The sequence below is a fragment of the Helicobacter sp. TUL genome (assembly GCF_002287135.1).
GTDB lineage: Bacteria > Campylobacterota > Campylobacteria > Campylobacterales > Helicobacteraceae > Helicobacter_F.
The window spans coordinates 1-20760 of the sequence record NZ_NESU01000012.1; the positions used below are offsets into that span (position 1 = coordinate 1).

Here is a 20760-nt window from a genome sequence, read left to right on the forward strand (position 1 = left end):
CCTTGTGTAGCCATTTGTTGGTTATACTTTCCTACACCCATACCATATCTACTATTAGAAGATATAAATCCTGTATTTGTGCCAAGCTTAGCAACACTTCCACCTGGAGCATAGAAAGCTACATTTTGGAAACTATTTTGCACAAAATTATTAGCAGTATTTATCACACCTACAGTTCTCATACCATTGACACCACCTGCTGCATAACCTGCTGCCGCACTTGCATCTCCCATATCAACTCTATAGCCACCATATACATTAAGGCTACTATCAAAGCTTCCACTATATTGTCCATCTGCACTAGTAGTAAGGTTAAAGAGACAGCAATTAAAAAGTAATTATGGATCAATATAAATTGTCAAAATATCTCCCAAAAACTTCAAAATGCCCATCCGCTTGTATTAAAAAAATGTCCATACACTTGTATGAAAATGTACATTTTTTAAAGACAAGAAAATATTATAATACCCTTGCTTTAGAAACAAAAACAAGGAGAAATCATGGAAACCAAAATTAGTTTATTATCAAAAGAAAGGCTAAGATCTTATGATTATGACATCAGTAAGCATTATGAGAATCTAAAGCTTGTAGGCAAAATTACTCCAAAAATTGCCACACTAGAAATCATTTTAAGAAACAAGCTTGACCAGAAGTTATCAGAATCCAATAGGCATTGGATGGAGGAATCTAATGATGAAAATGTTATTAACGCTAGAGAGAAAATAGCTCAAAGAGAACACACTCAAAATCTCTCACACCACCAATATCTTTCGAGAATGAATCTAGGAAATGTCATTTATCTCATCAAAGAAAACAAAATACAAAACTTTATGATGAATCTAGATACTATTAATTTCAAAAACTATGACCAAAGTAATAGGAATTTCTTTTTAAGAAACAACAAAAAGAGAAACTTTGGCAATATACATAAGGTAGATATTGTGCTAAGCTTGTTGCACAACATAAGAAACAGAAGCTATCATTGGGAAAATATTTTAAAAACAACAGAGAAAAATGGGAAATCTTATCCAAGACTAACTACAAAACTAGAAGGGACACACATAGGAATTAATCCACGCAATATAGAAATGTTTTTAGATGATCTGATTAAAGTTTTTGATGGTGAGTTTTTGAAATATTGTTAATAAACGTTATATAGAAGAGAATGGGACACAAGGAGTCCCTTGAATTTCAAAAATGATTATATTTGCTACCTACTTAAAAAATACTGAACTTTTCTCTTTGAAGTAGCCTTAATCCAAAATAGAAGGTAAGGTTTATGGATAAGATTCAAACAATATTAAGGTTACTATCAAAGTTTCCATTATATTGTCCATATGCACTAATAGTGGTATTTTTGTCAATTACTCAGGCAAGTCAATCCTTAGAAGTTCTGTATTAGCTGTTATATACAGCACCGGTTTATTAGCCTCATTCACACCAAAGGCAAGATTTCCTACGACATTACCCACGATTATCTCACCAAGCAGTGTGCCATTTGGAGAAAAAACCAAGACTCTATTTTTGCCACTTGACCATACATTGCCTTTAGAATCTACCTTGATTCCATCAGGAAAGCCCTCTTTAAAAGTTGCAAAAATGCGTTCTTGACTTAGATTGTTATCCTTATCAAGAGTGTAGGCAATAATGTGTGCATGTAGTGTGGGATCGTTGGAATTATATGCTTTTTGAGAATCTGCAATATAGAGTGTCTTTTCATCAGGAGATAGAGCTAATCCATTTGGGGCTTTAATGAATGGCGTATCAAGACGCACAATGGTATTGCTTGAAGGCGTATAGCGATAGACATATTCGCCATCTTGCTCGATTGTGCCACCATAGCTTTCTTGTGTATTGCGTATCCCAAAGGCTGGATCAGTAAAATAGATATCTCCATTACTATGTGTAATACAGTCATTTGGGCTATTAAATTTCTTACCCTTATAAGAATCTATAAGCACAATCCATTTACCATTTTCGAATTTTTCAATGCCTCTTTTGCCGTGTGAAGCTGCTATGAGATTACCTTTGGTATCTAAAGTATGTCCATTTTGAAAATGCGATATTGGAAGATAGACACTAATGCCTTCTTTTTCATCATACTTTAAGAGTTTATTTGCCTTTACATCACTAAAGATAAGACTTTTATCTGGAAGGACAACTGGTCCCTCAAGCCATACTCCTTTGTCATATAGGATAAAGGCTTTAGCATCTTTATCAATAAGTGTATAAAAGCTTGTATCATAGGCTTTTATCTGTATATCTTTGGTGCGTGGAGTAGATTCTTGTGCATAGAGTTGGGTTGTTTGCAAGACAAAGACAACACAAGCACAGATCTAGCTAAGGTCGTGCAGAGAGTAGGCATACTTATCCTTTGTAGTGATAATAAATGTGGTATTGTAGCGTATTGCACATTATAATTAGGCTAGTGTGATATCGCTACATCTTACAAAAAATCATCAATCTAACAAGAGATTAACAAAAGAGATTCTATAATGTTGAGATTCTAAAATTTCTAAGGAAGATTATGTTTGAAGCAACTACGATACTAGGCTATAAAGGCGAATACAATGGCAAACAATATGCGATTATTGGTGGCGATGGGCAAGTGACTTTTGGAAATTGTGTCCTCAAAGGGAATGCGACTAAGATTCGCACACTATATAATGACAAAATTTTAAGCGGTTTTGCAGGAAGCACTGCTGATGCTTTTAGTCTTTTTGATATGTTTGAGCGTATCTTGGAGGGCAAAAAAGGCGAGTTGGTGCGTTCTGTGCTAGAATTTAGCAAACAATGGCGAAGTGATAAGTATTTGCGAAAACTTGAGGCGATGATGATTGTGCTTAATAAAGATCATATTTTTATTCTTAGTGGCACAGGTGATGTGGTTGAGCCTGAAGATGGTAAGATTGCAGCTATTGGCAGCGGCGGGAATTATGCCCTAAGTGCGGCTAGAGCATTGGATAGAATGGCAGAGATTGAGCCTAGAGTGCTTGTAGAAGAATCATTAAAAATCGCAGGCGAATTGTGTATCTACACAAATACAAATATTAAGATATTGGAGTTAGCATAAAATGGATAAAGAAAATATGACCCCGCGACAAATTGTTGCGTATTTAGATGATTATATTATCGGACAACAAGAAGCCAAAAAGTGCGTGGCAGTTGCATTGCGAAACCGCTATCGTAGAATGAAGCTTGAAAAGGAAGTGCAAGAGGAAATTACGCCCAAAAATATTTTAATGATTGGTTCTACAGGTGTGGGTAAAACTGAAATTGCACGGCGAATGGCTAAGATTATGGGCTTACCATTTGTCAAAGTAGAGGCAAGTAAATATACCGAAGTGGGATTTGTGGGGCGCGATGTAGAATCTATGGTGCGAGATTTGGTGCTTGCAAGTGTTAATCTTGTCGAAAAAGAATACAAAGAGGAGCAGCAAGAAGCCATACAAGAATATATTCTTAACAAAATTACACGCAAGATTCTCCCACCTTTGCCACATAGCGTGAGTGAGCAAAAAAAGGCAGAATATGAACAAAGTTTTGCCAAGATGAAGCAAAAAGTGCGCGATGGAGAAATGGATTCCTTAGTCATTGAGATTGAAGTAAGCAAAAATATTTCACTAAATGATGAAAATATGCCTCCAGAAATGTTAAAAGTCCAAGAATCTATCATCAAAGTTTTGAGCGCTCAAGAACAAACCCAAAAACGCGAAATGAGTGTCAAAGAGGCAAAAGAAGTGCTTTTGTATGAGGCAACAAAGGAATGCCTAGATTATGATCTTATCAAACAAGAGGGGCTAAGACGTGCTGAACAAAAGGGCGTTATTTTTATCGATGAGATTGATAAAATTGCTGTAGGTGGCAAAGATGGATCTCGACAAGATCCAAGTAAAGAGGGAGTGCAAAGAGACTTGCTACCTATTGTTGAGGGTAGTGTGGTAAATACCAAATATGGACAGATTCGCACAGATTATATACTTTTTATTGCCGCAGGTGCTTTTCATTTTAGTAAGCCTAGCGATTTGATTCCAGAATTACAGGGGCGATTTCCATTACGAGTAGAATTAGAGAATCTCACACAAGAAAGTTTGTGTAAGATTCTCACACAAGTTAAAAGCTCTATTATCCGCCAATACCAGCTTTTATTGCAAACAGAAGATATTACTTTAGAATTTGAAGATGAGGCTATTAAAGAATTGGCAAGGCTTTCATTTAATGCCAATGAAAAAACAGAAGATATTGGCGCACGACGCTTACATACGACTATAGAGCGCGTGTTAGAGGATATAAGTTTTGAGTGCGAGGAATACATAGGCAAGGAAGTTGTCATTACCGCAGAAATGGTGCGTCAAAAACTTGGGGAACTTGTAGAGAATGTAGATTTAGCTCGTTATATTTTGTAGGCGACATATGCAAGATAAACAAACGCGTTGTGGGTTTGTGGCGACTTTGGGCAGACCAAATGCGGGCAAAAGCACATTATTAAACGCCCTCCTTGGGCAAAAGATTTCTCTCACCTCGCATAAGGCAAATGCCACAAGAAAACAATTACAAATAATTATGCAGCATAGCGGTGTAGATACGCGCGGATCTTATGATGCGCAAATTATTTTTGTTGATACACCAGGAATACATCATCAAGAAAAGCTTCTTAATCAATATATGCTTCATCAATCGCTTCGCGCGATGAATGATTGTGATTTGGGCATTTATCTTGCGCCTGTAAGTGATGAGGTGCGATATTATGAGGAGTTTTTGAATCTCTCGCGCGATAAATCTGTGCATAATAAACACATTCTACTTATTAGCAAAACTGATATGGTTGATAAGACTACTTTGATGAAAAAAATTGCGCAATATCAGCAGTATCAATCCCATTATTTAGCGCTTGTCCCTATGAGTGTAAAGAAAGGATTTTATCCAAAAGATTTATTAGAATCTATAGCGCTTTTTTTACCAGATTCTGCATTTTTGTTTGATGAGGAATGTATAACGACTGCACAAACGCGTGAAATTGTCAAAGAACTTATACGCGAGAGTGTTTTTGAGAATCTTAGTGATGAGATTCCATATGAGAGTGATGTGGTGATTGAGCGCTATGAGGAAGGCGAAATTGAGCGAATCTATGCTACAATAATTGTCGAAAAACAAAGCCAAAAGGGCGTAGTGATAGGTGCAAAGGCACAGACTATTAAGCGTATTGGCATACTCGCACGCAAAAATATCGAACTTTTTTTGGATAAACAGGTGTTTTTAAAGCTCGAAGTGAGTGTGCAAAAGGGTTGGAGCAAGGAAACCAAGAAGCTTAAAAAGATAGGCTATGATTGCGCGGATATGCTATAAAAGGAGTGAAGCCTTGAGAGAAAAAATCTTAAGAATCTGTATGTGTTGTTGTGTATTTTTGGGGGTGGGTATGGCACAATCCCCACAAGAACCTCTTGATGAAGCTACTTTTGAGCTTATCAAGCTTTATCAACAAAAGGGCTTAGCAAGTGTGCAAGAAAAATTAGAATCCTATTTGCTCTCCCCATCATATTGGTTAAGAGTGATAGGGCAAAAAGATGTGAGTTATGGATATTTTCAAAATGCTCGTTATGTTTTTGTATCAAACAAGGCGATACCTGATTTGAGATTATTTAAGGTAACTAATCAAGGTTTTGATTTGCTAGGGAACTCTAGCGCATTAGTAGCTAAGGGCAAAGGACACAAAAAGCTTGAAGGCGATTTGACGACACCTATTGGCGTGTATGATCTCACTGCTAGACTTAGCAATCTTCCGCCATATTATGGTCCATTAGCCTTTGCTACAGATTATCCAAACACATATGATAGATCGCTAAAACGCACAGGTAGCGGGATTTGGATTCATGGTTTGCCATTAGATGGCAATAGAGAGGAGCTCAATACAAAAGGGTGTATCGCTATTGATAATGAGATTTTGAAAAAATATGATAGTTTGGTGGATTATAAAGATACGGTTGTGATTATTTCTGAAGGAGATTTACACACAATGGACGCCACACAAGCTGCACAGATTCTTGCTGGGCTTTATCAGTGGAAGGAAATGTGGCAAAAAGGTGATTTGGCAGGATATTTGGATTTTTATGATACGCAAAATTTTATCCGACAAGATGGTATGCGATATAAGGCGTTTGCTGAATACAAAAGTCGTGTATTTGCCAAAAATGAGGAAAAACAAATCGAACTTAGTGCAATTGATATCGTGCCATTTCCAAATGAAGAGGGCAGAGAAATGTATCGTGTGAATTTTCGACAAGATTATAAAGCCTCACTGAATGGCAGGGTAAGCTTTAGCTCAAATCATCGCAAAGATCTTTATGTATGGTTAGAGAATGGAAAAATGAAGATTCTTAGTGAAAAATAATAAGGGCATATTTTGTTTGGGTTGCGTAGGTTAGTTTTTTGCGTGATAGGATTCTTATGTATTGCCAATACATTAGAATCTTGTGATGAGAATTCGGAATGCCTTATAGAATCTAGCCCAACACCGCAATTAATATGGGAAGAAGTTGGCGGATGTGGGGATATGTGTAGCACTTATGAGGCTGTATATATGGGAAATCTAAAAGACGCTTATAGAATCCTTTGGCAAAAACATGGAGAGCCACAAGATACACAAGATGCGGAAATGCACGATAAGGCAGGAGATGCTTGTCCGGGGATTGTTGATCCTAGTGTGATAGAGGAATTTTTTTATCAACATAGGAGTTTTACTACTCCGTATAGCGATGATAGCAATAGCACACAAGAAAGCGGATATGAATCTTTGCGTTATGAGTTTAATAAAGATTCTCTACAGATTAAGCGCAATTGTTGGGGTGGCGGAGGATTTGAATTTAGATTACGCGAAATAGATGGCAAACGCACTATTATCACACAAGATGCAAGTGCTGATTGATATAGCATTCAAAATTTGTAATATATTGGCGTAATTTTAGGGAGATAAAGCAAAAATTGGCATAACATTTGCTTATTTCTGTGTGTAGAAAATCCACATACAAGGAAGGTGCATGGAAGCTCTAAAGGACACATCAATAGTATATCCACTCGTATACAAGGCGTTGGATTATCGCTCATTGCGTCAAGATTTGATTTCTTCAAATATCGCTAATGTCGATACACCCTTTTATCGTCCCAAGGATATTAGTTTTGAGCAATACTTAGCTAGGGAAAGCAATAAGGTTTTTAAAAAGCATGTAGATCGTGAATTGCCTATGCTTAAAACTTCACCATTACATATAGATGGTAAGCGTAGCGATCTTGATAGAGCAGATATGTTTATACGCGATGGACATTTAGCTCGTAACGATGGCAATAGTGTAGATTTAGATGTAGAAACAAGTGAAATGGGTAAAAATAGCGTAATGTATCAAGCCCTAACAAGTGCGCTAAGAAAGCATAAAGGGATTTTTAGTTACGCCTTAGATTCTGGGAAAAATATATAAGGATTAAGATATGTCATTTTTATCAAGTTTTGATATTAGCGGTTATGGGCTTTCGGCTCAAAGGGTGCGCACAAATATCATTTCTTCAAATATTGCCAATGCCAATACTACACGCACCGATGAGGGCGGTCCATATAGAAGACGTGAAGTTGTGTTTCGAGCCTTTGATTTTAATAAGATTCTTAATGAGCGTTTGGGAAAAGACAATAATCAATTACGCTATGAAGATCCACTAGATGAGGGGGATTTTGGAAAAGAACCAAAACCTGCTATAATGAGTGTGTATATTCATAAGATTGTGCGCGATGATCGCCAACCACTGATGAAATACGATCCAAGCCACCCAGATGCAAACTCTGAAGGGTATGTAGCGTATCCAAATGTTAATCCAGTGGTGGAAATGGCCGATTTGATAGAGGCAACAAGAGCTTACCAAGCCAATGTAAGCGCTTTTCAAAGTGCAAAGAATATGGCGAGTAATGCCATTAGTATGTTTCAAGCATAGTTAGGAGAGAGAAATGGCTCAAATAAGTCAATTTGGTGTGATTAAAAGTGATATTATCAAGCCCGATATGAATCCAAGTGTCACAAAGACTGGCACTCCACTTCCAAATACAAATGACGGACTTGATTTTGCGCAAACATTAACCAAAACCATTGATGAAGTAAATACACAACAACAAACTTCTGAAAAAGCCTTGGCTGATATGGCAACAGGGCAGATTAAAGATTTACATCAAGCCGCCATTGCAATTTCAAAAGCTGAAAATAGTATGAAAGTTATGCTAGAAGTTCGCAACAAGGCTATTAACGCTTATAAAGAAATTTTACGCACACAAGTGTAATTATCATACATTTTTGTATTCTTGCCTGTTATGGAAAATAAAAAAACCTCTGTCATTTTGGGTATTTTTTTTATTCTCCTTGTGTGCTTTATTATCTTTTTGTCTATCATTTATGTCAAAATAGTAACCCCTCGCAAAATCCCCACGCTCCAAAGCACAAAAATTGATACTGCGTTAAGGGGTTCGATTTTTAGCCTTGATGGCTTTGAGGTCGCCTCTAGTTCGAATCTATATAAAGCAAGTATCAACACCCAAAGCATCGATGCAGATAAAAAAGAGCTTTTTATTAATCTTTTTTCTATTTATAGTGGGATTCCAAAAGAGCAGATTGAAAAAAAATTTCTTGCAAAAGGCAATGTTGTTCTTTCGTATAATCTTAGCAATAGCGTGGCGACTAATCTCAAAAAGTTAAATCTTATTTTGTTGCGTTATGATGTGTTTAGGGAATATGAAAATGCTAATGGCGTGGTAGTCCCAAAACAAGGACTTAGCATAGAAGTAAGCGGTAATAATCGCGCCTACCCTTATAAAGCCCTGTTAGAGCCTCTCATAGGCTATGTGAGAAAGGGTGAGATTGATGGTATCACGCGCGTATATGGGCTAAAAGGTGTAGAAAAGTATTACAATGAGATTCTTGCCTCTAAGCAAGATGGAGAGATTATAGGCAAGCGTGATGTTGGGTTTAATGTTATTTTGGATAAGGAAGCGATCAAAAAAATACGCCAAGATGGTTTTGATGTTACGCTAAGTATCCCCTTGCGTGTGCAACATAAACTTGAGGGAATCTTAGATAGAGCAAAATCACATTATAATGTCCAAGAGGTTATCGCCGGTGTTATGGATTCTTATAGTGGGCGTTTTTTGGCATTGGCAACATCAAATAGATTTAATCCCAATGCGTTGCGTGATATTAAAGATTATTCGTTTTTGAATCTTAGTGCACTAGAGCGAGTATATGAGCCAGGCAGCACGATTAAGCCTATAATTTATGCAATTTTGCTTGAAAAAAATAGAATTAATCCTACGCAAATTATCGACTTAGAGGGTGGCGTATATAAATTGCGCAATTATACAATCCGCGATAGCAGTGTGCTAGATAAAGGCACACCAGAGGATATTTTGCTTCGGTCAAGTAATATCGGTATGGTAAAACTCGCGGCTTCTTTAAGCGCAAAAGAACTTCATACTGCGCTTAAGGCTTTTGGTTTTTCTGAGCTAAGCGGTATTGATTTGCCTTATGAAAAGCGTGGCACAATCCCAAGCGTGCGTCGCCTCAATATCGAGGAGGCTACCAAGGCAACAATAAGTTATGGCTATGGTTTGCAAACGACTTTTATGCAACTTATGCGATCATATGCGAGTTTTAGTAATGGTGGATTTTTGCCAACTCCGCGTATCACACAATATATTAGCGCCAAAGATTCACAACGATATAATCTCCCAATCCCCACGCCTATACAGATTCTCTCGCCACATGTTGCCAAAAAGATAGAAGAGCTTTTGATACAGGTGGTGCAAAGAGGCACAGGCAAACCAGCATTTGTAGAAAATGTGATTGTGGGTGGCAAAACAGGCACGGCAAAGATAGCAAAAAATGGTGAGTATATTAATCAATACAATGGGTCATTTTTTGGCTTTGCCAAAGATAGCAATCACACATATACCATTGGTGTTGTAGTCTTTGAATCTCATATCCAAAATGATTATTATGGTGGGCGCACCGCCGCACCGATTTTTAAAGAAATCGTGGAAATGCTTATAGATGAGGGGTATCTCAAGAAAATAGATCCATCTTAAATAAATATAGATAACTGCTTCACAAAAATGTTTGTTGTTTATATGGGTATAGGGCTTGTTGTGCTACAATAAATCTATATTATTATCAGCTTATCGGAGGATTACATATGTGTGGTATTTTGGGAACTGTTCCAACAACCAATGATAAAGAAGCGTTTTTGCAGGCATTGAATACTTTTTCATATAGGGGTCCAGATGATTTTGGGGTGTATCATGATCAGGATATAAGTTTTGGGCACAGACGCTTAGCAATTATTGATACTAGTTTAGATGGACATCAGCCAATGTCCTACGCATGCGGGGGGGGGGCGATATACAATTGTATTTAACGGAGAAATTTATAATTTTTTAGAACTTAGAGAAGAGCTTAAGCTCAAGGGTTATGAATTTCGTACACAAAGCGATACGGAAGTGATTTTGGCAAGTTATGATTGTTGGGGTGAGCAGTGTCTGAGTAAATTTAACGGTATGTGGGCATTGGCTATTTGGGACCATAGAAAGAAACATTTATTTCTTGCGCGAGATAGGTTTGGTAAGAAACCTTTATTTTATGCATTTATTCAGGATTCTCAAGGTAGGGATCTTTTGATTTTTGCATCAGAAATGAAGGCGATATATCCATATCTCAAAGAAATTAAGCCTTCTCAATATTTTGATAATATGAGTGATGTAAGGTATATTTTTAGCTATGATCAACAAAAAGATCATACTCTTGTGGAAGGTATTTATCGTTTCCCTTATTCGCATTATGCATATTATGCTCCACATAAATCTCAACAACGGTTAGAATATAAACGTTATTATTGTATTCTTGATTATCTAGTAGATTCTCCAAGATGCTACAATGAGGCAGTTGAAATATTTAGGGAGCTGTTTTTAGATTCTGTGCGCTTACGTATGCGCTCTGATGTTGCCATAGGGACAGCATTGAGTGGAGGGGTAGATTCTAGTTCTACTATCTGTGCCATGGCGTATTTAGCCAAACAAGGGTTAAAAATGGAGACTAAAGATTGGCAACATGCGTTTGTTGCATGCTTCAAGGATACTCCACAAGAAGAAAGTCACTATGCTAAAGATGTAGTGGATTATATTGGTGTAGGAGCTACATTTTTAGATATTAATCCTCTAGATAATTGGGACAAATTAGAGTATTATTTTTATTGCTTGGAAGATTTGTATGGCAGAATTCCACTCGCGCAAATTAGCACTTACCAAGCAATCAAAAAACATGGTGTAAGTGTAACACTTGATGGGCACGGTTGCGATGAATTAGTATGTGGGTATGGGCATTTGATATATGCTCTTTGGGATTGTAAATTTAATCCTTTAAAAATTTATGATCTATTGAATACTACAAACCAAACCCTTGCCCATCCCTTAAGTAGAACAAAGATTGTTAGGAATGGAGCGAGTTTTATTCTAAAATCCTTGATAAAAAAAATTATTGGCAAAGAAATCGGTTTAGCTTCTAAGGATTCTTCTCATCCTAATTTTCAGAGAATGGACTTTTTTACTCAGCAACTCTATGTGATTTTTTATGAAACGCTTTTGCCTGTTATTTTGAGAGATTATGATAGATATTCTATGATAAATAGTTTAGAGATTCGTATGCCTTTTATGGATCACAGGCTTGTTGAATTTTTGTTTTCTTTGCCTTTTGATTACAAAAATGGACATGGTTATACTAAACGTATTGTGCGAGATAGTATGGATCAGCTTGTGCCAAGAAGCGTTATAAGACGCAAACACAAAATTGGATTTAATTCTCCTATGGTACAATGGATGCAGCGAGACAGGGCTCATAATGGTTTACGGGAATATTTTTTAGATCTAGCACATTCGCAGGATTTTCTGCAATCTTGTTTTGTTAAAAACCCTCAATATATACAAGAAGCTATTACGAGAATTTGCAACGGTCAAGAAAATTCATTTCATCTTGCTGAGGAAATATGGTGTGCAATTAACCCTTATCTTTGGCACAAATCTTTAAGGTATGCCATTAAGTTCAATTGAGGTAGGTTTCATGTTTGAGATACGAATCTATGCTGTGTGTGATGTGTGGTTGTATATGCAATCGCAAACGAAGCACGCTTAGGGGAAAGCCCATATTTTCAAGCTTTACTTCATCTTTAGAGGTTACAAGTAGGCTTGTTGCATTGTATTGTTGCATGTATTGCTGCAAGGTAGGTGCATCAAATGTGCTATGATCTTGGAGTGTGATTTTACCCACAACAGATGGCAAAAATTCATCAAGCCTTGAGGGATTTGCAATCGCTGTAAGCAAAAGCATTCTAGGCGTTGGATTCTCAACAAAAACCTCGCGTGTATATTCTTCTCCCTCACGCACAAGTAAATCGGCGTATTTATAGAGATAGGGCATTTCTCGATACATACCACTTGGGAGCAAAAATGGAAAATATGGTTGCAGTTTTGGTTGCAACACAATATTAAGCTTTTTGAAATGGAATCTAAAGCCATCGTCTAAAAAGATGTATTTTGCACCCAATTCTTTTGCTTTATAAATAGCTTGCTTACGATCCTTGGAGACAATCACGCTCGCATTTGGCAAACTTTTTGCAAGCAAATAAGCTTCATCTCCTGCTTGGGGTTGGGTGCATAGAATCTCGCCATTATGGCTTACCACCACAAGCCCTTTGCTTTTTCGTTTGTAGCCACGCGAGATAATCGCGCTGTGTGAATAGGATTTTGCAATTTCGATGATAAAAGGTGTTTTGCCACTACCACCGACGATAAGATTCCCAACGCTTATGATAGGTATCCCAAAATCATAATATTTAGAGCATTTTCGACGCAATGTCGCACTTATGCCATAAAGTAGCGATACTGGCAGTAGCGCAAAACTTAGGAGCTTTTGTGCGAATGAAGGGTTGTAAAAATATGAATCTATAAAGCGCATAGTATTCCTTGAAAATAATGTAATTATTGATATGTAAGAATTGTAGGCATTTTTGCCTTAAAAGTATTCATAAAGATTCTGTGCAATAAGGAATCTGTAAATGTAGATTCAAACCCTTGCGCGATTAGAGAATCCCTAAGGGTTGCTAATATGGATTTGTCAGCAAGGCTAAGGTTTGTGAGTTGGAGATTTTTGGTTGCAAGGAGAGTTTGCAAGGCTTGTAAAAATGGATCGATTTGGGTATAACTATAGCCTAAATCCCCCTCATCACTTTGGTTTTCAAATAAATCTGCACTTGGTTTTTTGTCGATGAGATGTTGGGAAATGCCAAGAGCTTTGGCAAGAGCAAATATTTGGGTTTTGTAAAAGTTACCTATAGGATTTATCGCACAGGCGAGATCCCCATATAATGTGCCATAGCCAAGCATAATTTCACTTTTGTTGCTTGTGCCTATGACAAGTGCGTTGTGTGTGGCTGCAAAATCATAAAGATGTATCATACGCATACGCGCACAAAAGTTTCCAATACGCATTTTTTGGTGTGAATCTAATGGTGGATACAAAGTGTGTTGTTGTCTAAAAAGTTCATCAAATTTGGCTATGGAGGTGATGGTGTAGGTAATATTATTGTCTTTGGCAAATGTGATGGCATCTTGCAAGTGTGTGGGATTGGAGCTAGCAGTTGGGAGCAAAAGAGCGTGGAGATTGTGTGCAAATACATTGGCACAAAGTTTTGCAACTACAGCAGAATCTATACCGCCACTTAATCCTACTACGACTTTATCAAAACCCCTATTGCGCACTTCAGCGGCTAATTGTTTTTGTATGGAGTCAATGTGTGAGAAAATATTTTGCATATTTAAGATCCTTTTAGAAAATCTACAATCTATAAGCAAAGCATAACAGATTTTAGCAAAATAATAAAGTTTTAAGTTACTTTTCTTTACCATAGGGGGTTTTTTACTTACTTCAGTATGAACAATCACTCAAGGTTATGGAAGGAGATTATGATGTCTGATAATGTCAAAAGACGAGATTTTCTTGGTATGGCATTGGGAGGCGTTGCAGCGGTAGGTGCAGTAGCTTCGTTGTATGCAGTCAAACGAACTTGGGATCCTTTGCCAAGTGTAGTGTCTGCTGGTTTTACTACGGTGGATTTAAGTGGGCTTCAAGAGGGACATTTAAGCACGGTAGAATGGAGAGGTAAGCCAGTATATATCCTCAAAAAACAAAGCGGTAGCCAAAAAGTAGAGGGTAGAGATTTTGAAATTAATGGCGCTCTTTATACCGTTGGGATTCAGATTTGCACACACTTAGGGTGTATTCCTGGTTTTGATGAAAAAACTCAAGGGTTTTTGTGTGCGTGCCATGGTGGGCGATTTAATGCTTCTGGTGTTAATCAGCCTGGCACACCACCACCACGCCCTATGGAGATACCTCCATTTAAAATAGACGGAATGAAAATGGTGCTAGGTGAAGAGGGTGCGGAATATCAAGCACTCAAAAAGGCATAGTAAGGAGAGAATTATGGAAGTGAAAAAAGCAAATGGAGTCATAGATTGGCTTGATCAACGCATTGCTATCAAGAAAGTAATCGAAGTTTTGGCAACAAAATATTGGGTTCCAAAAAATATTAACTTCTTGTGGGCTATGGGTGTAATTTTATTGACACTTTTTACATTGCTTGTAGTGAGCGGATTTTTCTTGCTTATGTATTATAAGCCTGATACAAAACTCGCTTTTGATAGCGTCAATGATACGATTATGCGTGAAGTAGCCTTTGGGTGGTTGTGGAGACATATTCATGCAGTAGCAGCAAGTATGGTGTTTTTGATTATTTATATTCATATGTTTGTGGCTGTGTATTATGGATCTTATAAGCGTGGTAGAGAAGTGATTTGGATCGGTGGTATGCTACTTTTTGTTGTTTTTTCTGCCGAGGCATTTAGTGGATATATGCTTCCTTGGGGACAAATGAGCTTTTGGGCTGCAGCGGTGATTACAAATTTACCAAGTGCTATTCCTGGTATTGGACCAGATTTGGTTGAGTGGGTGCGAGGAAACTTTGTGATTGCAGATTCTACGCTAACAAGATTTTTTATGCTTCATGTTTGTCTTCTTCCTATCGTGATTTTGATGCTTATTGCATTGCACTTCTACACACTTAGAGTGCCTCATGTTAATAACGAAAATGGTGAAGAGATAGATTTTGAAGCTGAAGCAAAAAAATATGAAGAAGGCAAAAAGAAAGAAGCAAAAGTTATTAGTTTTTGGCCTGATTTCTTAAGCAAAGACATTTTTGTTGTCAGTGTGTTTATGATGCTATTCTTCTACCTTGTGTGCTATCACTTTAATTTTGCAATGGATCCAATTAACTTTGAGCCAGCAAATAATATGAAAACTCCAGCACATATTTATCCAGAGTGGTATTTCTTGTGGAGTTATGAAGTGCTTAGAGGCTTTTTCTTTAGTGCTGATGTTGGACTTATTGCATTTGGTATTGCGCAAGTAGCGTTTCTCTTTTTGCCTTGGCTTGATAGAAGCCCTATCGTAGCTCCTGCACATAAGCGTCCTTTGTTTATGATTTGGTTTTGGGTGCTTATTCTCGACTTGGTAGTGCTTACGATTTTTGGTAAATTGCCTCCAGAGGGTATAAATAACCAAATTGGACTTGTTGCGGCAGTGGGCTTTTTAGTATGGGTTTTTGTTGCCTTGCCGGTAGTAACAATTATGGAAAGAAAGAAATAGGGAGTGCTTACTATGAGAGAAATTAAAATTTTGGCGATTGTTGTTGTTATCGTGGGCGTTCTTTATTGGGGTGTAGAGCCTTTGGCACACTCCGTATTTCATCCAAAGTCAGCTCCTAGTGATTTTGCATTTAGAGATTTGGATCGTGTTGATTTATCTCAAGCAGATGCACAAAGAGGGAAAGATCTTGTAGAGGCTAATTGTGCAGCTTGTCATAATATCAAAGCAATTGGCATTGATAATGGTGTAGTTGCATTTCCAGCTGGTAATGGAGAGATTACAACACCAGATCTTTCTACCGCAGGAGCTTTGTATGATGAAAACTTCCTTGCTACACTTATCGTAAATCCTGTCAAAGCTGTTAAGCTTGGACATAAATTTAGCGATGAGAATCCTTTCCCTATGACTGCTTATGATGGAGATAAGCAAGATGTAGCAGATATGGTAGCGTTTTTAAAATCTATTGGTGCAACAAGCCTTAAGCATAATGTGCTAGATTCTGATGAGTATGTTGCAAAAAAAGATGCGCTTGCAAATAGTGCATTATCTGATTCACAAAAAGAAGCAGAATTGGCAAAAATTGAAAAACAGCTAACTAATAAAGCAGTTTTCAAAGATGCATGTAGCCGTTGCCATACTATCAAGTATGATGAGCCTAAAACAAAGGCGCAAATGGAGGCTGATGAAGTTAAAAAAGCAAATATTCGAGGATATCTTGGTGCAGAGGCTCCCGATCTTTCTATGATGATTAGAAGTAAGGGTGAGCATTACCTTGAAGGCTTTATTAATGATCCACAAAAGGTTTCTTATAATGCTATTAAGCAAGCTATTATTGCTAAAGAAGGTTCACTCCCAGAAAATTCTGCTAAGAGTGAATGGCAAGATAATGATGATTATAGCAATCTTGCAAAAGAGCTTGGCGTAATGCCTAATGGTCTTTCTATGCCACGCACAGGGCTTACTCAAGAATCTCAAGAGCGTGTTATTGCTTATTTGGAATCTATAGGAGATTCTAAAAAAGCTGAGCGTGAGAATCTCGGAGTATATATCATTATATTCTTTGCGATCTTGAGTATCTTGGCATTTTTGTGGAAGAGAAAAATTTGGAAAGACCTACACTAAAAAGTTCCAAAAGAATCGTCTTGATTCTTTTGGGCTTTTATTGTAGAATTCGCGCTTCACATTACCATTTTTAGGAGGTCTATTATGGCTTTAGATATGGCGAAAAAGCAAGAGATTATTGCGAAATTTGCTCGTGATAGTAAGGACACTGGTTCTTCAGAGATTCAGGTTGCGCTTTTGACACAAAGAATTGCTGATTTGACAGCACATCTTAAGGCAAATCCAAAAGATCACTCAAGTCGTTTGGGATTGTTAAAACTTGTGGGACAGAGAAAATCTCTTTTAGGTTATCTCAAACGCACACAATATGAGCGTTATGTCAAACTTATCACAGAATTAAAACTTAAGGATCGATAAGTCCTTAAGCCTCTTTTCTTCTTTTACTTCATTATTTTGTGAAATGTGTTATACTCTTTGTTATACAAATTTAAGGAGTGTAGCGTGAAAACACGAAAAGAACATGATTTTATCGGTGAATTAGAGATCGCAGATGATGTGTATTATGGGATTCAGACATTTAGGGCTGTGGAGAATTTTTCTATCACAAAAGAGCGCTTAAGTAATTTTCCTGTCTTTGTAAAGGCTTTGGCACAAGTCAAAAAAGCTGCTGCATTAGCAAATTTTGAACTTAATCTTCTTGATGAAAATATCAAAAATGCCATAGTATTTGCATGTGATAGAATCATTGCTGGTGAGTTTTTGGATCAATTTGTTGTGGATATGATACAAGGTGGAGCCGGCACAAGCACAAATATGAATGCCAATGAAGTGATTGCAAATGTTGCCCTTGAGTATATGGGGCATAAAAAAGGCGAGTATCAATATTGCCACCCAAATGATCATGTAAATCTTTCTCAATCTACTAATGATGCGTATCCTACGGCGTTGCGTTTGGCACTTTATGAATTATTATTTGATCTTATAGAATCTATGCAGATTCTTAAAACCTCTTTTGATGGCAAGGCTAAAGAATTTGCACATGTCCTAAAAATGGGGCGAACACAGCTCCAAGATGCGGTGCCTATGACGCTTGGACAGGAGTTTCAGACCTTTGCTGTTATGTTAGGTGAAGATATGCAACGCGTTAGAGAAGCACAGAATCTAGTGCGTGAGATTAATCTTGGAGGGACGGCTATTGGCACGGGGATTAATTCTCATCCGGATTATCCAAAAATTGTTGAAACAAAACTCCAAGAAGTGACTAACCGCCCATTTGTTACCGCTACAGATCTTATCGAGGCTACACAAGATACAGGTGCGTATGTGCAAGTAAGCGGTGTGCTTAAGCGTGTAGCAACAAAGATTTCTAAGATTTGCAACGATTTGCGACTTTTGAGTTCTGGACCACGCGCAGGGCTAAATGAAATAAATCTCCCAAAAATGCAACCCGGTAGCTCTATAATGCCAGGCAAAGTAAATCCTGTGATACCTGAAGTTGTCAATCAAGTATGTTTTAATGTGATTGGCAATGATATTACGATTACCTTAGCTTCCGAGGCAGGGCAGTTGCAGCTTAATGTTTTTGAGCCTGTGATTGCGTATAGTTTGTTTAATTCCATTGTGCGTATGAAACGCGCGTGTATTACATTGGCGCAAAAATGCGTTGATGGTATCACGGCAAATGAGGAAGTGTGTAGAGATTTTGTATTCCATAGCATTGGCATTGTAACGGCATTAAATCCTTACATAGGGTATGAAAATTCTGCAAAAATTGCCAAAGAGGCATTGCAAACAGGTAAAAGTGTGTATGATTTGACACTAGAGCATAAGCTTCTTAGCAAAGAAGAGCTTGATGAAATTTTTAAGCCACAAAATATGTTAAATCCACATATGCGAGAAGTAAAGGGACATAAATAATGAGAATCTTACGATTTTTGGGAAAATGCCTAAGATTCATTAATGAAAATTTTAAGGCAATTGTGCTTGTGCTTGTCGTGTTGCTTGTTGTGGGTAGTATGCAAGATACTCCCACACAGCAACCAAATCTTGCAAAATTGTATCTCACCACCCCCATTTTTTCTGCAACCTCTATTGAATCTCAAATACAAAATATCAAAAAAAATCCAAGCATTAAAGGCGTACTTCTTGTGATAGATTCACCCGGTGGGAGTGTAAGTGCGAGTATTGAAGTCGCAGATCTTATTAAAGAGCTTGGGCAAGATATACCAGTGGTGGCTTATGTGCAGGGTTCTATGGCAAGTGGGAGTTATTATGGCGGTATGTATGCTAGCGAGATTGTGGCAAACCGCGGTGCATTGATTGGTTCGATAGGAGTGATTTTTAGCGGATATAACATCGCGCATCTTTTAGAAAATTTGGGGATACAAGAGCAAGTATTAAAAAAAGGCGAATACAAAGAAGTAGGCACGATGTCACGGCAGTGGAGTGCGCAAGAGAGAGAATTTTTGGATAATCTTTTGAGCGAGCAGTATGCTATGTTTGTTAATGATGTCAAAGCAGCGCGCGGTGAGAAATTAAGCCAAGATTCACAGGCTTTTGCACAAGGAAAAATTTTTAGTGCTAAAACTGCTTTGCAACTTGGACTTATCGATAAAATAGGGAGTTTGCAAGAAGCCACAGAGATTCTAAAAGAAAAGGCACATGTTGATGAAGTCGTGTGGCTTAAAAAAAGTAAGATTGATAGTTATGTAGAACAATTCCAAGATTCACTCATAAGCAAGGTTCTTTCTTTGGGTGCGCCTAGCCTTCGATAATGCAGCTTTTGTATTTGGAGGAAATGCGTGCAGGCAAGAATCTCTTGGCTTTTTCAGGTGGCGTAGATTCTAGTGCGTTGTTTTTTTTGCTTCTTGAGGCAGATATAGCGTTTGATATGGCGATTGTAGATTATGGTGTGCGTCCAGAAAGCAAAGATGAAATAGCGTATGCCAAAGCCTTAAGTGCGCAGTATCATAAAAGACTTTTTGTGCATACTGCACCAAAGATTGCGACAAATTTCGAGCATACCGCGCGCAATGTGCGTTATGATTTTTTTGCAAAAGTGTGCAGGGAATATCATTATAATAATGTGCTTATGGCACACCAGCTTGATGATAGGCTTGAGTGGTTTTTGATGCAACTTTGCAAGGGAAGTGGGATTTTAGGCTTAAATGGGTTACAAGGCATTAGTCAAAGGCGTGAATTTTGTATCCTGCGACCACTAATTGAGACTACTCGCAAAGATTTGTATGCCTATCTACATACCCATAGGCATACATATTTTGAAGATAGTAGCAATGCCAATACGCATTTTATGCGCAATTTTTTTCGTCATAATGTGGCACGCACACTTATTGCTGAATTTGCAAGTGGGGTGGCAAGGACTTTTAGAATCTTGGAGCAAGAGAGCGAAGGGATTGTTGCACAACCTTATGAGGTTTTAGCTAATCTTTTTGTTGTAAGGCGTTTAGCAATGCCTCATAATGAAGCGCTATATGAGTGCTATGGCGTGGATTTGGCACTCAAAAAACTCGGATATGTGATGAGCGCTAAGCAAAGGCAAGAGATTATAAGATCCAATTTTTCGTGCCATATCGCACAAAATTATGTGATAGATAGTAATATGGATTATGTGTTTATTGCCAAAAGAGATTCTGTGGTAACGATACCTAAGCGCTACAAGGAGCAATATCGTCTTGCAAGAATCCCTGCCAAAATCCGCCCAATACTTTTTCAAAATGGTATTATAGATTCACAATTACAGGCGTTTGTGCAGAATCTAGACACTGCTAAGGACAAGTAGCAGTTTTGCAAAAAAAGGTTTGTGGTATATGTATCGCATTATTGATATTAGGATTTTAGAATGTGCGCTATAGGGTTTTGTAGCAACAACATTTGTGTTTGTGTGTAAAAAGACAGGGATTGT

At 37.7% G+C, this 20760-nt stretch carries 23 protein-coding genes; 19 read left to right on the forward strand and 4 right to left on the reverse strand.

What is annotated here, in order from left to right:
* Positions 1-233, reverse strand: a 233-nt coding sequence (locus B9T66_RS06235) for a hypothetical protein (protein WP_143429109.1), incomplete at its 3' end; no start/stop codon positions are given.
* 267 nt (positions 234-500) lie between these two features.
* Between B9T66_RS06235 and B9T66_RS06240 the strand changes: the two genes are divergently transcribed.
* Positions 501-1145 carry a hypothetical protein gene (locus tag B9T66_RS06240; protein ID WP_095628132.1) on the forward strand — a complete coding sequence of 215 codons (645 nt, stop codon included), beginning with the start codon at positions 501-503 and terminating at the stop codon, positions 1143-1145.
* A gap of 219 nt (positions 1146-1364) precedes the next feature.
* On the opposite strand, the gene B9T66_RS06245 is transcribed toward B9T66_RS06240, so the two are convergent.
* Positions 1365-2312 (reverse strand): SMP-30/gluconolactonase/LRE family protein, encoded by a 948-nt coding sequence (locus B9T66_RS06245; RefSeq protein ID WP_180763355.1) that lies wholly within the window; start codon positions 2310-2312, stop codon positions 1365-1367.
* Positions 2313-2527: 215 nt separating this feature from the next.
* Between B9T66_RS06245 and hslV the strand changes: the two genes are divergently transcribed.
* From hslV to asnB, 11 genes are all read left to right on the forward strand, one after another.
* Positions 2528-3073 carry an ATP-dependent protease subunit HslV gene (hslV, locus tag B9T66_RS06250; protein WP_095628134.1) on the forward strand — a complete coding sequence of 182 codons (546 nt, stop codon included), beginning with the start codon at positions 2528-2530 and terminating at the stop codon, positions 3071-3073.
* A 1-nt stretch (position 3074) separates the two neighbouring features.
* Positions 3075-4406: an HslU--HslV peptidase ATPase subunit gene (gene hslU, locus B9T66_RS06255; protein ID WP_095628135.1), complete on the forward strand. Its 1332-nt coding sequence runs from the start codon at positions 3075-3077 to the stop codon at positions 4404-4406.
* 7 nt (positions 4407-4413) lie between these two features.
* Entirely contained in the window at positions 4414-5346 is a 933-nt protein-coding gene (gene era, locus B9T66_RS06260) for a GTPase Era (protein WP_095628136.1), read from the forward strand.
* Between the two features lie 13 nt (positions 5347-5359).
* Positions 5360-6388, forward strand: a complete 1029-nt coding sequence (locus tag B9T66_RS06265) for a L,D-transpeptidase family protein (protein WP_257874638.1) — start codon at positions 5360-5362, stop codon at positions 6386-6388.
* A gap of 12 nt (positions 6389-6400) precedes the next feature.
* Complete coding sequence (locus B9T66_RS06270) at positions 6401-6922, forward strand: hypothetical protein (protein ID WP_095628137.1); 522 nt, start codon at positions 6401-6403, stop codon at positions 6920-6922.
* Positions 6923-7034: 112 nt separating this feature from the next.
* Positions 7035-7469, forward strand: a complete 435-nt coding sequence (gene flgB / locus B9T66_RS06275) for a flagellar basal body rod protein FlgB (RefSeq protein ID WP_095628138.1) — start codon at positions 7035-7037, stop codon at positions 7467-7469.
* Positions 7470-7479: 10 nt separating this feature from the next.
* Positions 7480-7974, forward strand: a complete 495-nt coding sequence (gene flgC / locus B9T66_RS06280; RefSeq protein WP_095628139.1) for a flagellar basal body rod protein FlgC — start codon at positions 7480-7482, stop codon at positions 7972-7974.
* A gap of 13 nt (positions 7975-7987) precedes the next feature.
* Positions 7988-8314 carry a flagellar hook-basal body complex protein FliE gene (fliE, locus tag B9T66_RS06285; protein WP_180763356.1) on the forward strand — a complete coding sequence of 109 codons (327 nt, stop codon included), beginning with the start codon at positions 7988-7990 and terminating at the stop codon, positions 8312-8314.
* Positions 8315-8344: 30 nt separating this feature from the next.
* Positions 8345-10111 (forward strand): peptidoglycan D,D-transpeptidase FtsI family protein, encoded by a 1767-nt coding sequence (locus B9T66_RS06290; protein WP_095628140.1) that lies wholly within the window; start codon positions 8345-8347, stop codon positions 10109-10111.
* 107 nt (positions 10112-10218) lie between these two features.
* A complete protein-coding gene (locus tag B9T66_RS09020) occupies positions 10219-10440 on the forward strand; it encodes a hypothetical protein (protein ID WP_219350220.1) in 222 nt (73 codons plus the stop codon).
* On the forward strand, positions 10382-12124 hold the full coding sequence (asnB, locus tag B9T66_RS06295) for an asparagine synthase (glutamine-hydrolyzing) (RefSeq protein ID WP_219350221.1): 1743 nt from the start codon (positions 10382-10384) through the stop codon (positions 12122-12124). Before B9T66_RS09020 ends, asnB begins: the two co-directional genes overlap by 59 nt.
* Here the strand turns inward: asnB and B9T66_RS06300 are convergent.
* Positions 12117-13028 (reverse strand): tetraacyldisaccharide 4'-kinase, encoded by a 912-nt coding sequence (locus B9T66_RS06300; protein ID WP_095628141.1) that lies wholly within the window; start codon positions 13026-13028, stop codon positions 12117-12119. The two genes, asnB and B9T66_RS06300, sit on opposite strands and share 8 nt — an antisense overlap.
* A gap of 23 nt (positions 13029-13051) precedes the next feature.
* A complete protein-coding gene (locus B9T66_RS06305) occupies positions 13052-13885 on the reverse strand; it encodes an NAD+ synthase (RefSeq protein WP_095628142.1) in 834 nt (277 codons plus the stop codon).
* A 153-nt stretch (positions 13886-14038) separates the two neighbouring features.
* Between B9T66_RS06305 and B9T66_RS06310 the strand changes: the two genes are divergently transcribed.
* The 7 genes from B9T66_RS06310 (at position 14039) to tilS (ending at position 20637) form a co-directional block, all read left to right on the forward strand.
* On the forward strand, positions 14039-14542 hold the full coding sequence (locus B9T66_RS06310) for a Rieske 2Fe-2S domain-containing protein (RefSeq protein WP_095628143.1): 504 nt from the start codon (positions 14039-14041) through the stop codon (positions 14540-14542).
* Positions 14543-14552: 10 nt separating this feature from the next.
* On the forward strand, positions 14553-15776 hold the full coding sequence (locus B9T66_RS06315; protein ID WP_180763359.1) for a cytochrome b: 1224 nt from the start codon (positions 14553-14555) through the stop codon (positions 15774-15776).
* Between the two features lie 12 nt (positions 15777-15788).
* Entirely contained in the window at positions 15789-16898 is a 1110-nt protein-coding gene (locus tag B9T66_RS06320) for a c-type cytochrome (protein ID WP_095628145.1), read from the forward strand.
* An 84-nt stretch (positions 16899-16982) separates the two neighbouring features.
* Positions 16983-17255 (forward strand): 30S ribosomal protein S15, encoded by a 273-nt coding sequence (rpsO, locus tag B9T66_RS06325; RefSeq protein ID WP_095628146.1) that lies wholly within the window; start codon positions 16983-16985, stop codon positions 17253-17255.
* A gap of 84 nt (positions 17256-17339) precedes the next feature.
* A complete protein-coding gene (gene aspA, locus B9T66_RS06330) occupies positions 17340-18755 on the forward strand; it encodes an aspartate ammonia-lyase (RefSeq protein ID WP_095628147.1) in 1416 nt (471 codons plus the stop codon).
* Positions 18755-19612 (forward strand): signal peptide peptidase SppA, encoded by an 858-nt coding sequence (gene sppA, locus B9T66_RS06335; protein WP_180763357.1) that lies wholly within the window; start codon positions 18755-18757, stop codon positions 19610-19612. The genes aspA and sppA overlap by 1 nt, the downstream gene beginning before the upstream one ends.
* Complete coding sequence (tilS, locus tag B9T66_RS06340; protein WP_095628148.1) at positions 19612-20637, forward strand: tRNA lysidine(34) synthetase TilS; 1026 nt, start codon at positions 19612-19614, stop codon at positions 20635-20637. The genes sppA and tilS overlap by 1 nt, the downstream gene beginning before the upstream one ends.
* The last annotated feature ends 123 nt before the right edge of the window (positions 20638-20760 follow it).

Bases quoted from the DNA above. Each gene is read 5' to 3' on its own strand.
- B9T66_RS06240 (WP_095628132.1), top strand. From the start codon at position 501: ATGGAAACCAAAATTAGTTTATTATCAAAAGAAAGGCTAAGATCTTAT.
- hslV (WP_095628134.1), top strand. From the start codon at position 2,528: ATGTTTGAAGCAACTACGATACTAGGCTATAAAGGCGAATACAATGGC.
- hslU (WP_095628135.1), top strand. From the start codon at position 3,075: ATGGATAAAGAAAATATGACCCCGCGACAAATTGTTGCGTATTTAGAT.
- era (WP_095628136.1), top strand. From the start codon at position 4,414: ATGCAAGATAAACAAACGCGTTGTGGGTTTGTGGCGACTTTGGGCAGA.
- flgB (WP_095628138.1), top strand. From the start codon at position 7,035: ATGGAAGCTCTAAAGGACACATCAATAGTATATCCACTCGTATACAAG.
- flgC (WP_095628139.1), top strand. From the start codon at position 7,480: ATGTCATTTTTATCAAGTTTTGATATTAGCGGTTATGGGCTTTCGGCT.
- fliE (WP_180763356.1), top strand. From the start codon at position 7,988: ATGGCTCAAATAAGTCAATTTGGTGTGATTAAAAGTGATATTATCAAG.
- B9T66_RS06290 (WP_095628140.1), top strand. From the start codon at position 8,345: ATGGAAAATAAAAAAACCTCTGTCATTTTGGGTATTTTTTTTATTCTC.
- B9T66_RS09020 (WP_219350220.1), top strand. From the start codon at position 10,219: ATGTGTGGTATTTTGGGAACTGTTCCAACAACCAATGATAAAGAAGCG.
- asnB (WP_219350221.1), top strand. From the start codon at position 10,382: ATGGACATCAGCCAATGTCCTACGCATGCGGGGGGGGGGCGATATACA.
- B9T66_RS06300 (WP_095628141.1), bottom strand. From the start codon at position 13,028: ATGCGCTTTATAGATTCATATTTTTACAACCCTTCATTCGCACAAAAG.
- B9T66_RS06305 (WP_095628142.1), bottom strand. From the start codon at position 13,885: ATGCAAAATATTTTCTCACACATTGACTCCATACAAAAACAATTAGCC.
- B9T66_RS06310 (WP_095628143.1), top strand. From the start codon at position 14,039: ATGTCTGATAATGTCAAAAGACGAGATTTTCTTGGTATGGCATTGGGA.
- B9T66_RS06320 (WP_095628145.1), top strand. From the start codon at position 15,789: ATGAGAGAAATTAAAATTTTGGCGATTGTTGTTGTTATCGTGGGCGTT.
- rpsO (WP_095628146.1), top strand. From the start codon at position 16,983: ATGGCTTTAGATATGGCGAAAAAGCAAGAGATTATTGCGAAATTTGCT.
- sppA (WP_180763357.1), top strand. From the start codon at position 18,755: ATGAGAATCTTACGATTTTTGGGAAAATGCCTAAGATTCATTAATGAA.
- tilS (WP_095628148.1), top strand. From the start codon at position 19,612: ATGCAGCTTTTGTATTTGGAGGAAATGCGTGCAGGCAAGAATCTCTTG.